Genomic DNA, 15,250 nt, shown 5'->3' with positions numbered 1-15,250 from the left:
CCGGCGGGTAACGTCCGGGCAGTCCAGTCGTGCTCTGCATTTCAACAAGTGAATGCCCGAGCACCCGCCCGAGCCTTGGACCGCACCGTCGCAGCACACACCGTCGTGGCGCCGGCGCCCTATGAGGAGCAGCAGTCTTGCGCGAGTTCAGCCTTCCGGCCTTGTACGAGGTCCCCGCGGACGGGAACCTGACCGACATCGTCCGCAGAAACGCCGCGCAGCACCCGGACGTCGCCGTGATCGCCCGCAAGGTCGGGGGCACCTGGCAGGACGTCTCGGCCACCGCCTTCCTCGCCGAGGTGCGCACGGTCGCGAAGGGCCTGATCGCCGCCGGGGTCCAGCCGGGCGACCGGGTGGGCCTGATGTCCCGCACCCGGTACGAGTGGACGCTGCTGGACTTCGCGATCTGGAGCGCGGGCGCGGTGACCGTGCCGGTGTACGAGACCAGTTCGCCGGAGCAGGTGCGGTGGATCCTCGGCGACTCGGGGGCGACCGCCTGCGTCGTGGAGACCGACGCCCACGCGACCGCCGTCGAGTCGGTGCGCGACGGGCTGCCGGCGCTCAAGCACGTGTGGCAGATCGAGGGCGGCGGCCTCGACGAGCTGGGCCGGCTCGGCCAGGACGTCACGGACGAGACGGTCGAGGAGCGCAGCTCGATCGCCAAGGCGGACGACCCGGCGACCATCGTCTACACCTCGGGCACCACCGGCCGCCCCAAGGGCTGTGTGCTCACCCACCGCAGCTTCTTCGCCGAGTGCGGCAACATCGTGGAGCGGCTGCGTCCGCTGTTCCGCACGGGCGAGTGCTCGGTGCTGCTCTTCCTGCCGCTCGCGCACGTCTTCGGGCGGCTGGTGCAGATCGCGCCGATGATGGCGCCGATCAAGCTCGGCTGCGTCCCGGACATCAAGAACCTCACCGACGAGCTGGCCGCGTTCCGCCCGACGCTGATCCTCGGTGTGCCGCGCGTCTTCGAGAAGGTCTACAACTCGGCGCGCGCCAAGGCGCAGGCCGACGGCAAGGGCAAGATCTTCGACAAGGCCGCCGACACGGCGATCGCGTACAGCAAGGCGCTGGACACCCCCTCGGGCCCGTCGTTCGGCCTGAAGATCAAACACAAGACGTTCGACAAGCTCGTCTACAGCAAGCTCCGCGCGGTCCTCGGCGGCCGGGGCGAGTACGCCATCTCCGGCGGCGCCCCGCTGGGCGAGCGCCTCGGCCACTTCTTCCGCGGCATCGGCTTCACGGTCCTGGAGGGCTACGGCCTGACCGAGTCCTGCGCGGCCACCGCGTTCAACCCCTGGGACCGGCAGAAGATCGGCACGGTCGGCCAGCCGCTGCCCGGCTCGGTGGTCCGGATCGCCGACGACGGCGAGGTGCTGCTGCACGGCGAGCACCTGTTCAAGGAGTACTGGAACAACCCCGGCGCGACCGCGGAGGCGCTGGCCGACGGCTGGTTCCACACCGGTGACATCGGCACCCTCGACGAGGACGGCTACCTCCGGATCACCGGCCGCAAGAAGGAGATCATCGTCACCGCGGGCGGCAAGAACGTCGCCCCGGCCGTGATCGAGGACCGCATCCGGGCGCACGCGCTGGTCGCGGAGTGCATGGTGGTGGGCGACGGGCGGCCGTTCGTGGGCGCGCTGGTCACCATCGACGAGGAGTTCCTGGGCCGCTGGTGCGCGGACCACGGCAAGCCGGCGGGTTCCACCGCGGCGTCGCTGTGCGAGGACCCGGACCTGCTGGCCGCGATCCAGGCGGCGGTCGACGACGGCAACGCCGCGGTGTCGAAGGCGGAATCGGTGCGGAAGTTCCGCATTCTGTCCTCCCAGTTCACGGAGGAGTCGGGCCACCTGACGCCCTCGCTGAAGCTGAAGCGGAACGTGGTGGCGAAGGACTACGCGGACGAGATCGAGGCGATCTACGCGAAGTAGCGCGCGGGCGGAGTCATGGCGCGGTGTCCTCGGCGAGGACCCGCGCCATCGTGCGTTCGGCGAGCGCCGTGATGGTCACGAAGGGGTTGACCCCGAGCGACCCGGGCACGAGCGAGCCGTCCGTGACGTAGAGCCGGGAGTACCCCTTCACCCGGCCGTAGTTGTCCGTCGCCCGGCCCAGTACGCAGCCGCCCAGCGGGTGGTAGGTGAAGTCGTCGGCGAAGACCTTGCTGCCCGGTCCGAAGAGGTCGTAGCGGTAGATCGTCGAGTTGGCCGCGTTGATCCGGTCGAACAGCTTCCTGGCCATGGCGACGGAGACGGCGCTGTGGGCGGCGGTCCAGCCGAGGCGCAGTTCGCCCGAGCCGGTGTCGTAGGAGAACGACGCCCGCTCCGGGTTCCCGGTGATCGCCAGGTAGAGGCTGACCCAGTGCTCCAGGCCGGTCGGCAGCGGGGCGATCTCGGCGAACACGCGGTTGGCGGTGTTGGCCCAGTCGTCGATGCCCATGACCGGCATGGTCGACTGGTTCGCGCCGACCGTGTCCCACAGGTGGTTGGCCCGGCCGAGCATCACGTTGCCGTTGGTGCCCCAGCCGGTGCCGACGCTCGCCGGGAGGTCGGGCAGGGTGCCCGTCTCCCGGGCGCGCAGCAGCAGTTCGGTGGTGCCGAGGCTGCCGCCGCCGAGGAAGAGGTAGGTGCAGCCGTACTCCTTGGTCTCGACGACCCGGCCGGTGGCGTCGATGCGGTCGGCGGTCAGGACGTAGCCGCCGTCCGGCGCCCTGCTGATCGCGCGCACCTTCTCCAGGGTGTGGACGGTGACCTTGCCGGTGCCGAGGGCGGCGGCCAGGTAGGTCTTGTCGAGGCTGCGCTTGCCGTGGTTGTTGCCGTAGATGACCTCCCCGGCGAGCGCGGACTTCGGGGCGGAGCCTGCCGCCTCGCGCTCCATGTGGCCGAAGTCGTAGACGCTCGGCACGAAGGTCGTCCGCAGGCCGGCCTTCTCGGCGTGCTTGCGGGAGACGCGGGTGAAGCGGTACCAGTCCGTCGACTCGAACCAGGCCGGGTCGACGGTGTTGACGCCGAGGGCGGCGCGGGCGCGCGGGAAGTACGTTCCGTACATCTCGCCGGCGTCGACGCTGGGGAACTGCTCGGCGAAGTACGCGCGGGGCGGGGTGACCGCCATGCTGCCGTTGACCAGGGAGCCGCCGCCGACGCCCCGGCCGACGTACACCGACATCTCCGCGAAGTGGACGCGGTCCAGGACACCCGGGTAGCGGCTGATGTCGCGGTTGACGACGTCCAGCCAGAGGAAGGTGCCGAGGGGCGCCTCGGTGCGGGTGCGGAACCACATGGAGCGCTGGTCCGGGGTGCGGGTGGAGCAGAAGACGTTGCCGTCGGGGCCGGGGGTGTTCCAGAGGCGGCCCATCTCCAGGACCAGGGTGCGGATGCCGGCCTGGGCGAGACGGAGGGCGGCGACCGCGCCGCCGTAGCCGGAGCCGACGACGATGGCGGGGGCGGTGTCGACTGCGTCGGGCTGGGCGGCTCGGGCGCTTTCGAGGCCTATGCGGGTGAAGCCGAGGGTGGCTGCGGTTTGCAGAGCTGCCATGCCTAGGATTTGACGTCTTGTCAGGTGACGATGCATCAGGTTTGATGTCATGGGCGCAGCATCGGCGGTATCCGGGGTTCCGCCTAGTGGGGTGCCGCTTGATCCTTGACGGCGGGTGCGGGTTCGCTGTGGCCGGTCGCGCAGTTCCCCGCGCCCCTGAGGGCACTTACAGCAAGTCCCTCAGTTGCTCCGCCAGCAGGTCCCAGCGCCACTTCTCCTCGACCCACTCTCGGCCTCGCTCTCCCATCCTGCGGCGCAGCTCCGGGTCGCCGAGGAGGGTGGTGACGCGGTCGGCCGTCTCCTCGGGGGAGGCGCCGCGTACCACCCAGCCGGTTTCGCCGTCCAGGACCGCGTCGGGGGCGCCGCCCGAGTCGCCGGCGACGACCGGGAGGCCCGTCGCGGAGGCCTCCAGGTAGACGATGCCGAGGCCCTCGACGTCCAGGCCGCCGCGGCGGGTGCGGCAGGGCATCGCGAAGACGTCGCCGGCGCCGTAGTGGGCGGGCAGCTCGGACCAGGGGACCGAGCCGGTGAAGCGTACGGCGGAGGCGACGCCGGTCTCGTGGGCGAGGCGGCGCAGGTCCTTCTCGTAGGGGCCGCCCCCGACGATGAGCAGCACCGTGTCCGGCTCGGCGGCGAGGATCCGGGGCATGGCCCGGATGAGGGTGTCCTGGCCCTTGCGGCGGACCAGGCGGGAGACGCAGACCACGACCGGGCGGTCCGTGAGGCCGAGGCGGGCCCGGATCTCGTCGCCGCCCGAGCCGGGGTGGAAGGTCTTCTCGTCGACGCCCGGCGGCAGCTGGACCATGCGCGCGGCCGCCTCGGGCGTCAGGGCGGTGGCGATCCGTGAGCGCGTGTACTCGCCGAGGTAGGTGATCGTGTCGGTGGAGTCCCCGATGCGGCGCAGCAGCTGCCGGGCGGCGGGCAGCTGCGCCCAGCCGGCCTCGTGGCCGTGCGTGGTGGCGACCAGCCGCTCGGCGCCCGCGGCGCGCAGGGCCGGCGCCATCAGGCCGAGGGGGGCCGCCGCCCCGAACCACACCGACGTGCACCCGAGTTCCCGCAGCAGCCCGACGGCCCGCCGGGTGGCGCCCGGCGTCGGCAGCAGCATGGTCGTACGGTCGCGTACGACGGTGAAGGGCTGCTCGGCGTCGAAGGCGCGGGTCGCCTCGACGCCCTCCCGGCTCCGCTTCCAGGTCGACGCGTAGACGACCAGTTGCCGGGGGTCGAGCCGCAGCGCCATGTTGTGCAGGAACGCCTGGATGCCGCCGGGCCGGGGCGGGAAGTCGTTGGTCACGATCAGGGTCTTGCGCACGCCGCCGACCCTACCGAACCGCCCCTCGCGGCCCTGCGCGGCGGCACGTATGGCACGCTCACAGCCGGCGGGCCCATCATGGCCCCCTCGACACGGCACGCGGACAGGCAGGGATCACGTGAAGACGACGGGCGCGAGGCGGTCCCTGGCATGGCTCCCGGTGATCTGGTGTCTCACGAGAACGGTGCTGCTGCTGTTCGTGCTGAAGGTGTACGTCTTCCCGGGCCCGGACGTCACGAGCGACGTGCACGTGATCTACCAGGGCTGGTACGGCGTCCTGCGCACCGGAACGTTCCCTCTGGAGGACGTCACCTGGCAGTACCCGCCCGCCGCCACCCTGGCGATCCTCTCCCCCGCTCTGCTGCCCTTCCTGGAGTACGCGACCTCCTTCTTCGTCCTGGTCTGCGTGACCGACCTGGCCGTGCTGGCCCTGCTGACGTACGCGGGGCGCCGCCCGGGCCGGTCCCTGCGCGGCGCCTGGGTGTGGGTGATCGGCGTGCCGCTGCTCGGGCCGACGGTGTACGCCCGTTACGACGTGATGGTCACGGCGGTGGCGGTGGCCGCGCTGCTCGCGGGTGCCCGGCACCCGAGGGCGATGGGGGCCCTGGCCGCCTTCGGCGCGCTGCTGAAGGTGTGGCCGGCGATGCTGCTGCTGGCCGCACGGCGGCGCAGCGCCTGGGTGTCGGCCCTGGTGACCGGTGTCGCGGTGACGGGCGTGTTCGCCCTGGCGATGCCGGGCGCGTTCGCCTTCCTGACGTTCCAGCGCGACCGGGGCACCGAGGTGGAGTCGCTGGGCGCGCTGGTCTTCCATGTCGCCCGGCACTTCGGCTGGCGGGGCGAGGTGAAGCTGAACTACGGCTCGATCGAGTTCCTCGGGCCGTATGTGAGCGAGGTGAGCATCGGCGCGCTGTTCCTGACGGGTGCGGCCTTCGGCTGGCTGGTGCTGTGGCGGCTGCTGGCCCGGCGCTTCGAGGAGCACACGCTGGCCGACGCGGCGTTCGTGGCGGTGCTGATGTTCACCACCACCAGCCGGGTGATCAGCCCGCAGTACATGGTGTGGCTGGTCGGGCTGGCGGCGGTGTGCCTGTACTTCCCGGGGAGCCGGATGCGGCTGCCCGTCCTCCTCGTCCTCGTGGCGTGCTTCGTGACGGTGCTGGAGTTCCCGCTGTACTTCGCCAATGTGGTGGCCAGCGACGGCCTCGGGATCACCCTGCTGTTCCTGCGCAACGGCCTGCTGGTGGCCGCGACGCTCCTCGCGGCGCGTGCCCTGTGGCGCGCGACGGTGCCGCGCACCCTCACCGCTCCCGCACCGGCTCAGCCCGTCCGCGCCGGCGAGACGCCCGTCTCCTCCTGAACCGGGGCCCGCCGGAACAGCAGCCCCGCCGACGCGCACTGCACGGCCGTCGCGAGCGCCATCGCGAGACACACCCCGGGCAGCCCCAGCCCCGTCAGGGCGTACGCGAGTCCCAGCTGGACGGCCGTCCCGAGCACGGTCACCCGCAGCAGCGTCGAGGCTCGCCCGCTGCCCTCGAAGACCCCGCCGAGCGCGATGAGGCACCCCAGCAGCACCAGATAGGGCCCGACGCAGCGCAGGAACAGCACGCCCTCGCCCGCGATCCGGGGCCCGGCGCCGAAGGCGGCCATGATCCAGGGGGCGGTGACGGCCAGGAGCACGGCCGCGCCGAGCCCGAGGGCGCCGGAGAGCAGTACGGCCTGCCGCCCGATCGCCCGCCGGGCGTCCTGACCGGCGCCCCGCGTGTGCGCGGTGTGGATGGAGGCGGCCTGACGGACCGCGTAGAACGCCATGGTCGCCACGTACAGGGACTTGTAGGCGATGGCGTACGCGGCCACCGCCGTCACCCCGAGCCGTGCCACGACCGCGACCAGGACCAGGGCGCCCGTCTGCCGCACGGTGAAGTCGGCCGACATGGGCAGGCCGGTCGTCAGCGTCCGGCGCCGGGAGCCGGCCAGGGGCTCCCCCGGCGCCGTCCCGCGGGCCGTCCGGAGCAGTGCGTCGCGCCGGAGCGCGACCAGTCCGGCCGCGAGCGCCACGCAGCGGGACAGCACCGTCGAGACGGCGGCGCCCTGGACGCCGCAGAGGTGGATGAGGAACGGGTCGAGGACCAGGATCAGGCCGTTGGACAGCAGGGCGAGGCGCATCGGGGTGCGGGTGTCACCGGTGCCCTTGAGGATGCCGTCGACGAGCTGCTGGGCGAAGAAGACGGCCGTGCCGGGCATGGCGAGCGTGAAGTAGGCGACGGCGAGCGGGAGGGCGGCGCTGTCGGCCCCGCCCAGCACCAGCCGGGCCAGCGGTTCGCGCCACATCAGGCCGCAGACCACCACCACCGGCGTCACCACCGCCCACAGCGCCCATCCGCCGCGCACGGCGGCCCGGACGGCGGCGGGGTCGCGGGCGCCCCGGGCGTGGGCGACCAGCACGGTCGTGCCGGAGCCGAAGACCAGGGCGATGCCGAGCAGCACGTTCTCGGTGGTGGTCGCCACGGCCACGGCGGCCACGGCCGGGCCGCCCAGCCGGGCGACCCAGACGGTGTTGACGATCCCCGCGGCGACGGAGGCAAGGAGCGAGAAGTAGACGGGGCGGGCGAGCAGGACGAGCTGCTCGCGGTGGGCGTTCACGGTGGCTGTTCCCCCCGAGTCACGGTGACCCTCGATACGAGTGGTGACCCTCGATGCGAGCTACCTCGGTTAGAGGTAGCTCGTTAAGAGGTAGCATGCGCTGTACGCGTCCGCAAGGAGGACCATGCTGGAGCTGTCGATCCTGGGCTTCCTGGCCGAGGAGCCCCTGCACGGCTATGAGCTGAAGGAGCGCATCAAGGCGCTGACCGGCCATGTCCGGCCGGTGAGCGACGGCGCGCTCTACCCGGCGATCACGCGCCTGGTCGGGGCCGGCCTGCTCGACCAGCGCACCGAGCCGGGTGCGAGCGCGGCCCCCCGCCGGATCCTGGCCCTCACCCACCAGGGCCGCGCGGAGCTGCTGGAGCGGCTGCGCCACCCGAAGCAGACCGAGATCACCGACCAGGTCCGCTTCAACACGGTCCTGGCGTTTCTGCGCCACCTGCCCGACCGGCACGAGCAGGCCGCGGTGCTGCGCCGCCGGCTGGACTTCCTGGAGACACCGAGCAGCTTCTTCTACGACTCCGGCAAGCCGGTCCGGGCCGAGGAGGCGGACGACCTGTTCCGCCAGGGCATGCTGCGGGTCGCCCGCGCGACGGGCGAGGCGGAACGGACCTGGCTGCGGGAGGCGATCGCGCTGCTGGACGAATCCGGCCGGGATCAGGCCGACCGAGACCAGCCCAGCCGGAATCCGGCAGGCCGGGATCCGGCAGGCCGGGATCAGGCAGGCCGGGATCAGGCAGGCCGGAATCAGCCCAGCTGACCCCGCAGATACTCCCGCCACTGCGCCGTGAAGGCCTCCGGTGTCGTCCCCAGCACCTCGCGCATCGCCTCCTCCACCGCCCCGGCCCGTTCCCGGTGCTCGCCGACGGCACGGTAGAACTCGCGCAGCCGCGACTCGCCCCAGCGCTCGGCGATCAGCCGGCACGCCGTCCAGCCGCTCTCGTAGGCCCGGGCCAGCCTGCTCGCGTCACCGGTGAAGCCGAAGTCCTCGTCGTCCGGGAGCCCCTCCGGGACCCGCCCCGCGCTCACCGCCCGGGACAGCTCGGGCGCGGCGTCGACGGGGCTGCGCCCGACGGCGCGGTAGCCGACCCAGTCGGCGTAGCCCTCGGACAGCCACAGGGGCGTCGCGGGGGTGGTGGCGGCCCGGGTGGCCACATGGGTGGTCTCGTGGGTGAGGACGACCTGCTCGCCGAGGCCGCCGAGGAGGGCGAACGCCTCCGGGTTGACGATGATCCGGTCCGCCGGCGCCCGGGCGGGCGCGCCCGTCTCGCCGGTGGTGACGGCCGCGATCCCGCGGTAGGAGGAGGCGGGCGAGCCGAGCAGCCCCGCCATCCCCTCCAGCGACTTCGGTACGAGCACGACGACGCGGCGGCTCCAGTCGGCGCCCCACGCGTCCGACACGGCGGGCACGGCCCGGTCGGCCAGATCGGCGAAGTCGCGCAGCGACCGGCCCGACTGCCCGACGCCGAGGACGAGGCTGTGGGCGCCCCGGACGGCCTGCACCGCCCCCTGGTCCCAGAGTTGCTGGGCGGACTTCTTCGCGGGCCGGTCGGCGTCGACGGACCACCGCCCGTCCGCGTCCCGGCCGAGCCGCAGGGTGCGCCCGGCGGTCACCGGCGCCCGGTCGTGCCCCGCGAGGCGGTAGCGCAGTTCGACGTCGGCGGTGGCCGTGTCGCCGGTGCGGTGCACTCCGGTCACGCGGTACGACCAGTCGGACAGGGGCACCGCCCGCAGTGCGGCGAAATCGCCCCCGGTGCCCGTCCGTTCCCAGGCCCGCTCGTCGTGGTCGAGGACCGCCGCGGCCCGCCGGTCCAGGAGCCGCTGGACGTCGGCCGTGGCGCTGTCGGCCGCGGTGGGCCCGCCGCACCCCACCAGGGCGACGAGCAGCAGAACGAGCGCCACCACCGCGGACCCCGACCTTCGACCAGCCACGCTCCTGATCGTACGGGCGCGGGGCCGAGCCGGTCAGACCCTGGTGACCGACGAGACGGGCATCATCCCGACCGGGTCGTAGCGCACGGGCGCGCCGGGGTAGGGCGCGTGGATGACCTGCCCGTTGCCCATGTACATCCCGACATGGCTGGCGTCGGACCGGTAGACGACCAGGTCGCCGGGGCGCGCCTCGGAGAGCGGGACCTGCCGGCCGGCGAACCGCTGGGCCTGCGAGGTGCGCGGCAGGGAGACCCCGGCCTGCGCGTACGACCACTGCATGAGGCCGGAACAGTCGAAGCCGGTGGGCCCGTTGGCGCCCCAGACGTAGGGCTTGCCGAGCGCGCTGCGGGCGGCGGCCACGGCGGCGGCCCCGCGTCCCGAGGCGGCGGTGGCGCTCCCGAGGTCGGGCATGCCGGTGCGGCCGGAGCGGGAGGCGCGGTCGTAGGCGGCGCGCTCGTCGTCCGGCAGGGAGTCGAGCAGCCGCCGGGCCGCGGCGAGCTTCTGCTCGACGGTCTTCTTGTGGGCGGCGACGGCCTTGCGGCTCTGTTCCAGTTCGCGCAGCTTGCCGGTGGCTTCCTCGCGGTCCTGGGCGAGTTCGCGCATGGCGTCCTGGAGGTCCTTCAGCTCGCCGGCCTGGTGGGCGGTGATGCGGTCCAGCCGGGAGGCCTTGTCGAGGTAGTCGTCCGGATCCTCGGAGAACAGCAGGGCGAGGGAGGGGTCGATGCCGCCCGAGCGGTACTGGGCGCCGGCGAGCGAACCGAGCGAGTCCCGCATGGAGTTGATGCGCTGCTGCTGCCGGGCGATCCGGTCCCGGGCGGTGCCGACCTCGGCGCGCAGCTCGTCGGCGCGCTCGTCGGCCTCGTTGTACGCCTCGGTCGCCTTCTCGGCCTGCGCGTAGAGCCGGTCCACCTTGGCCCGGGTGTCGTCGTACGGTGCGGCGCCGGCCGGTACCGCGCCCAGGGCGGCGGCCGCGACGGACAGGAAGCCGACCGCGACACGGGCGCCGCGGTCGAACCCGGACGGTGCAAGGCGGTGTTGGGACCCCACGGGAAGCCGCTCTCCTTCCGCTGGCGGACTTGGAACGCGGCAGACAGTAGCCCCGTGGCAGGGGGCCGCCAACGACCATCCGTGGGAACGCGGCACGACGCCCCGCCGCTGACGCAGGTCACCGGCGGGGCGTGGGCTCACTCGGGGCGGTCGCGATTCGCCCGAACGGCGGACACGGCGTCCTGATCTTGGAGACGCCGGGGGGACGGGGTCAGACGCGGACGCCGAACATGAAGGGGCCGCCGATGGTGTCCATCGACTCGTAGCGGACGACCGTGCCGGTGCGCGGGGCGTGGATGACCGTGTTGTTGCCGGCGTAGAGGGCGACGTGGTGCAGGTCGTTGAAGAAGAAGACGAGGTCGCCGACCTTGAGCTGGCTGACCGAGTAGATCTTCGTGCCGATCTGGGCCTGCTGCTCGGAGGTGCGCGGGATCTGCACGCCGGCCGCCGCGTAGGCCCGGGAGGTGAGGCCGGAGCAGTCGTAGGAGCTCATGCCGGTGGCGCCGTAGACGTAGGGCTTGCCGAGCTGGCTCTGGGCGAAGGCGAAGGCGGCGGCGGCGCGGCCGGAGCCGGGCGGGACGTCGGCGCTGAGGGCCTCGCGCTCGCTGGCCCGGCTGGCGCGGTTCTGCTCGGCGGCGAGTTCGGCCTTCTCGGCGGCGGTGAGGCTGTTGAGCAGCTTCTGCGCGGAGGCGAGCTTGCCCTGGACCTCCTTCTTCTTCTTGCCGAGTTCGGCGCGGGTGGAGGCGAGGTCCTTGAGCTTCTCGGAGGCCTCGGCGCGCTCCTGGGCGAGTTCGCGCTGCTTCTCCTGGACCTTCTTCAGGGCCTCGACCTGCTGGCTGCTCAGCTGGTCGAGCGTGGAGGCCTTGTCGAGGTAGTCGTCCGGGTCCGAGGAGAGGAAGAGCTGGACGGAGGGGTCGATGGAGCCGGTGCGGTACTGCGAGGCGGCGGCGAGGCCCAGGCTGTCGCGCAGCTCGTTGAGCTCTTCCTGGCCGCGGGCGACGTTGTCCTGGATGGTGGAGATCTCCTTCTGGAGCTTCTCCTGCTTCTCCTTGGCGCCGTTGAACTTCTCGGTGGCCTGCTCGGCCTCCTCGTAGAGCTTGTCGACCTTGGCCTTGACCTCGTCCTTGCTCGGCTTCTCGCTGGGGGCGGCGTTGGCGGCCTGCGAGCTGAAGGCGACGGCAGCGGCGGCGGCGGTGGTCAGCACGGTCACACGTGCGCGGCTCGGCTGCTTCGGACGACGGTGGGACGCCACGGGTGAAAAGCTCCTTCTGGCCCCTCCGCCGTCTCTCCCGATGAGTGATCACCCGAGCGGAGGTTCGGGGCCTGACCCTAGTGACCTTCCTGTGATCAGTTCAAATCCTCAGCTGAAAAATTGCGCCACAGCAAGCCATCTTTTCATCTGGATTCACAGGCGGTGAGACCCACTTGACTTAACGTGCCCCACAGGTCCCATCAATTCGGGCATCACGCCCGGAGGTTACGGAGCGGACGTACGCCCCCTACGACCGCGAAAGGCGCTTGAGGAGCATCGCCGAGGCCACGGGACGGGCGCCCGCGCGGGCCACTCCGTCGGCGACCTCGCGGTCGGTGGAGGCCACGATGACCGGGCGGCCCGGGGGTTCGGCGCGGACCAGCTGGCGGATCAGCTCGTCGGCGGTGACGCCCGGCTTCGAGAACAGCACGCGGACGCCGCGCGGTGGCGCGAGCAGCACCGGCGCGGCCAGTTCGGCCCCGTCGAAGACGCAGGTCACCTCGGCGCCGCTCTGCGCCGCCAGTTGGGAGAGCTGCCCGAGCAGCCGCAGGCGCTGCTTCTCCAGCGGCATCTGCGGATAGCCCGTTTTGGTGACGTTGTAGCCGTCGACGACGAGGTGGGCCTGCGGCAGCGCGAGCAGCTGGTCGAGGACCTGCGGGTCGTTCTCCGACAGGGCGCGGGCGGCGATGTCCTTCGGGGTCATCCGGCCCGGCTCGACGGCGTCGACGGTCTCGGCGGGCCGCACCGACACCGGCGGCAGGGCCAGTTCGCGGCGGAGCCCCTGGGTCGCGTCCAGCAGGGTGTCCAGCAGCAGCCGCACCCGCATGTCCTCGACGCTGCGGCCTTCGCGGGCGGCCCGGCGCGCGGCCTCCAGGGCGGCCTCGGTCTCGCCCAGCCGCGCCTTGAGGCGCCGGGTCTCGCTCTCGGCGGCGGACACCTGGGCCTGCCCCTCGGCGCGCACGGCCTCGATCTCGCCGTGCGCCTTGCGCAGGGCGGCCTCGCCGCGCTTGACGTCGCTGAGGGCGGCGCGGAGCTTGCGGTGCAGCGACTCAGTTTCCTTCTTGGCGGATTCCAGCTCCGCGCGCAGCCGCTCGGTCTCGGCCCGGGTGTGGTCGCGGGCCCGGTCGAGCTCGGCGCGCAGCCGCTCCAGCTCGGCCCGGTTCTCCTCGTCGGCGCGCTCGGCGTCGGCCCGCTGGGCCTCCTCGCCGGCGGCGGTCACCAGTTTCACCCAGCCGAGGGGCCGCAGTACGTAGGCCGCGGCCGCCACGTCGAGCGGGTCCGCGGCCGGGGGCGGGGAGCCTGAGTCGAGGGCGCCGGTCAGTTCCGGCTGGGCCTCTCTGAGCTTCTCCCCGATGCGCTGCCGGAACAGCGGGTCGGTCTCCAGCGCCGCGGCCATGGCGTTGCCGGCGAACTTGGCCCGGCGGTTCGGGGCGAACCGGGCGTACTGCCTGAGCTGCGCGGGCAGCTCACCGACCGTCAGCGAGCCGAAGCCGTCGGAGACGATCTGCACGACCCTGCGGCGCACGCCGTCGGGCAGGGGACGGTCGAGCACCTCGGCGGCGCCGTCGCCCGGCCCCCCGCCCGTGGTCTCCACCATCCGTCACACCCCAATGCCTGTGCGGGGGCCGCTCCTGTCAGGAGCCGGCACCCGGCCTGTCCACGAGTTCCACCTGGTCCACCGCGTTGCACCAGCGGCAGCGCACCGACTCGATGGTCTCACTGAGCACCTCGCGCTCCTCGACCTTCGGCTCTCCGGCCAGGTCCAGGTGGACGTACTCCACGACCTTCGACGAGCGGGTCACGTCGAACCGCGTGAGGTTGCCGCAGAGGGTGCAGCGCCACCGCGTCTCGGCGGTCGGCAGGGGAACCGTCATCGTGACCTGTTCTCTTTCCTTCTAGTGTCCGTGACGCCACCGGGCTTCCCCGGTGCGTGTGGCTCGTAACCCTACGGCCTGGTGGCTCCCCGTGGCCCACGCGTCCACGGCGGCGAGGCGGTCTGTGCGGTTGCGTCCGGTTACGTCATGCTCTGTATTCATGATCAGAACGTGGAGCGCGTCGATCGTCCGGGCGGCCCGATCGGTCCAGGGGGCGTCGGCGCCGGTGACGTACTCACTGATCGCCCTGTGCTGCCTGCTCTTCCTGGCAGGGCCCGCCTCGGGCCTGAATCCGGCGTACGGCGCGGGCGACGGCCTCCTCGCCGAGCAGCGGGCCTACTTCCGGCGCTGGGGCGTGATCCCCGCAGAACTGTTCGACGGGTCGGCCGGATCGGCCCTGACCCCCCTGACGGCCCTGTTCGTCCACGGCAGCTGGGTGCACCTGCTCGGCAACATGCTCTTCCTCTACGTCTTCGGGGCGATGACCGAGGAACGGATGGGCCGGGTGCAGTTCACCCTGTTCTACGTCGGCTGCGGCTACCTGGCCCTGCTGGGCTACGCCGTCGCCAACGCGGACAGCGAGCAGTCCCTGGTCGGCGCCTCGGGGGCGATCTCGGCGGTCCTCGGCGCGTTCCTGTACCTGTTCCCCCGGGCCCGGGTGACCAGTCTCCTGCCGTTCCTCTTCTTCCTGCCGGTGCGCTTCCCGGCGTGGATCGTCCTGCCGTTCTGGGCGGCCCTGCAGTGGCTGGCGGCGGGGCGGGCCTCGGACGGGCCGGGGGTGGCCTACCTCGCCCACCTGATCGGCTTCGGGCTCGGCTTCGGCTACGCATCGGTCCGCTACGGCCGCCCGACCGGCCCCACTAGAGTGAAGGCCGCCCCTGCTCCGGCCCCCGAGGGAGAGAACCAGCCGTGATCACCGCGATCGTCCTCATCAAGACCAGCGTGGACCGGATTCCCGAGATCGCGGAGTCGATCGCGGCGCTGGACAACGTCAGCGAGGTCTTCTCCGTGACCGGCACCTACGACCTGATCGCGATGGTCCGGGTGAAGCGGCACGAGGACCTGGCGGAGGTCATCCCGGGGCGGATCAGCAAGATCCCCGGTGTGGAGGGGACGGACACGCACGTGGCGTTCCGCACCTACTCGCAGCACGACCTGGAGGCGGCGTTCTCGATCGGCCTGGACAACTAGGCCCGTCCGGCACGCCCTGGGGCCGGGCCCCCGACTCCCGGATGAAGAGTTCTTCATCCGGGGTTCATCGTCCGCTCCGGGTTCCGTCCGCAGGATCGGGCGCATGGCTTTCTCCCGTCGTATGGCGGCCCTGTCCGCCGTCGTGCTGATCCCGCTGGGCATCGCCGCGACCAGCTACGCCTTCGCCGACCGCCCCGAGTCGCCCAAGGTGCCCGCCCAGCAGGTGGAGCTGGACCGCGGCACGCCCACGCCCACCTCCACCCTGGAGCCGACCCCGAAGCCCTCACCCGAGTCCACGCCGGGCGACGAGGTCGTCTCGCGGCCTCCGGTGACCGACAGCTCAGCGAGTGACGATGACGACGACGACCGCGGCCGGGGCACCGGAGACGACGGGCCGCGCGACGACGACGCCGGAAACGACAACTGACACGGGCCGCCGGCGGATCTCCGCCCGGGTCCGCATCCTGCTGTGGC

The 15,250-nt window shown here is 72.4% G+C and carries 13 protein-coding genes and 1 pseudogene; 6 read left to right on the top strand and 8 right to left on the bottom strand.

Annotated features, from left to right (window positions below):
- Positions 1-137: 137 nt before the first annotated feature.
- On the top strand, positions 138-1,934 hold the full coding sequence (locus ABZ386_RS03765; RefSeq protein ID WP_351331983.1) for an AMP-dependent synthetase/ligase: 1,797 nt from the start codon (positions 138-140) through the stop codon (positions 1,932-1,934).
- 13 nt (positions 1,935-1,947) lie between these two features.
- Here ABZ386_RS03765 and ABZ386_RS03760 read toward each other — a convergent pair whose 3' ends face one another.
- Together ABZ386_RS03760 and ABZ386_RS03755 are read right to left on the bottom strand one after the other, a co-directional pair.
- Positions 1,948-3,534, bottom strand: coding sequence for a GMC oxidoreductase (locus tag ABZ386_RS03760; protein ID WP_356501230.1), 1,587 nt, complete (start codon positions 3,532-3,534; stop codon positions 1,948-1,950).
- Between the two features lie 166 nt (positions 3,535-3,700).
- On the bottom strand, positions 3,701-4,843 hold the full coding sequence (locus ABZ386_RS03755) for a glycosyltransferase family 4 protein (protein ID WP_358963469.1): 1,143 nt from the start codon (positions 4,841-4,843) through the stop codon (positions 3,701-3,703).
- Positions 4,844-4,961: 118 nt separating this feature from the next.
- Between ABZ386_RS03755 and ABZ386_RS03750 the strand changes: the two genes are divergently transcribed.
- Positions 4,962-6,197, top strand: a complete 1,236-nt coding sequence (locus ABZ386_RS03750) for a glycosyltransferase family 87 protein (RefSeq protein ID WP_358963467.1) — start codon at positions 4,962-4,964, stop codon at positions 6,195-6,197.
- Here ABZ386_RS03750 and ABZ386_RS03745 read toward each other — a convergent pair.
- Positions 6,158-7,480: an MATE family efflux transporter gene (locus ABZ386_RS03745; RefSeq protein WP_358963465.1), complete on the bottom strand. Its 1,323-nt coding sequence runs from the start codon at positions 7,478-7,480 to the stop codon at positions 6,158-6,160. The genes ABZ386_RS03750 and ABZ386_RS03745 overlap by 40 nt on opposite strands.
- 124 nt (positions 7,481-7,604) lie before the next feature.
- Between ABZ386_RS03745 and ABZ386_RS03740 the strand changes: the two are divergent.
- Positions 7,605-8,129: pseudogene (locus ABZ386_RS03740) on the top strand (PadR family transcriptional regulator); the annotation flags it as partial.
- Positions 8,130-8,227: 98 nt separating this feature from the next.
- On the opposite strand, the gene ABZ386_RS03735 reads toward ABZ386_RS03740, so the two are convergent.
- The 5 genes from ABZ386_RS03735 to ABZ386_RS03715 form a co-directional block, all read right to left on the bottom strand.
- Positions 8,228-9,412 (bottom strand): hypothetical protein, encoded by a 1,185-nt coding sequence (locus ABZ386_RS03735; protein ID WP_351331997.1) that lies wholly within the window; start codon positions 9,410-9,412, stop codon positions 8,228-8,230.
- A gap of 33 nt (positions 9,413-9,445) precedes the next feature.
- Complete coding sequence (locus tag ABZ386_RS03730) at positions 9,446-10,459, bottom strand: NlpC/P60 family protein (RefSeq protein ID WP_351332000.1); 1,014 nt, start codon at positions 10,457-10,459, stop codon at positions 9,446-9,448.
- A gap of 211 nt (positions 10,460-10,670) precedes the next feature.
- A complete protein-coding gene (locus tag ABZ386_RS03725; RefSeq protein ID WP_351332003.1) occupies positions 10,671-11,711 on the bottom strand; it encodes an NlpC/P60 family protein in 1,041 nt (346 codons plus the stop codon).
- 247 nt (positions 11,712-11,958) lie between these two features.
- On the bottom strand, positions 11,959-13,308 hold the full coding sequence (locus ABZ386_RS03720) for an NYN domain-containing protein (protein ID WP_351332005.1): 1,350 nt from the start codon (positions 13,306-13,308) through the stop codon (positions 11,959-11,961).
- Between the two features lie 37 nt (positions 13,309-13,345).
- Positions 13,346-13,585: a hypothetical protein gene (locus tag ABZ386_RS03715; protein ID WP_003989675.1), complete on the bottom strand. Its 240-nt coding sequence runs from the start codon at positions 13,583-13,585 to the stop codon at positions 13,346-13,348.
- 160 nt (positions 13,586-13,745) lie between these two features.
- On the opposite strand from ABZ386_RS03715, the gene ABZ386_RS03710 reads away from it, so the two are divergent.
- From ABZ386_RS03710 to ABZ386_RS03700, 3 genes are all read left to right on the top strand, one after another.
- Complete coding sequence (locus tag ABZ386_RS03710; protein WP_358963462.1) at positions 13,746-14,498, top strand: rhomboid family intramembrane serine protease; 753 nt, start codon at positions 13,746-13,748, stop codon at positions 14,496-14,498.
- On the top strand, positions 14,495-14,776 hold the full coding sequence (locus ABZ386_RS03705) for an Lrp/AsnC ligand binding domain-containing protein (protein ID WP_351332010.1): 282 nt from the start codon (positions 14,495-14,497) through the stop codon (positions 14,774-14,776). The genes ABZ386_RS03710 and ABZ386_RS03705 overlap by 4 nt, the downstream gene beginning before the upstream one ends.
- Before the next feature lie 103 nt (positions 14,777-14,879).
- Entirely contained in the window at positions 14,880-15,203 is a 324-nt protein-coding gene (locus tag ABZ386_RS03700; protein WP_358963459.1) for a small secreted hydrophilic protein, read from the top strand.
- The last annotated feature ends 47 nt before the right edge of the window (positions 15,204-15,250 follow it).

It is taken from the genome of Streptomyces sp. NPDC006140 (genome assembly GCF_040628815.1).
Lineage (GTDB): Bacteria > Actinomycetota > Actinomycetes > Streptomycetales > Streptomycetaceae > Streptomyces.
This window is presented reverse-complemented; position numbering and strand designations above follow the sequence as displayed.

Coding starts and splice junctions, on each gene's coding strand:
- ABZ386_RS03760 (WP_356501230.1), bottom strand. CDS start 3,534: ATGGCAGCTCTGCAAACCGCAGCCACCCTCGGCTTCACCCGCATAGGC.
- ABZ386_RS03720 (WP_351332005.1), bottom strand. CDS start 13,308: ATGGTGGAGACCACGGGCGGGGGGCCGGGCGACGGCGCCGCCGAGGTG.
- ABZ386_RS03715 (WP_003989675.1), bottom strand. CDS start 13,585: ATGACGGTTCCCCTGCCGACCGCCGAGACGCGGTGGCGCTGCACCCTC.
- ABZ386_RS03710 (WP_358963462.1), top strand. CDS start 13,746: ATGATCAGAACGTGGAGCGCGTCGATCGTCCGGGCGGCCCGATCGGTC.
- ABZ386_RS03700 (WP_358963459.1), top strand. CDS start 14,880: ATGGCTTTCTCCCGTCGTATGGCGGCCCTGTCCGCCGTCGTGCTGATC.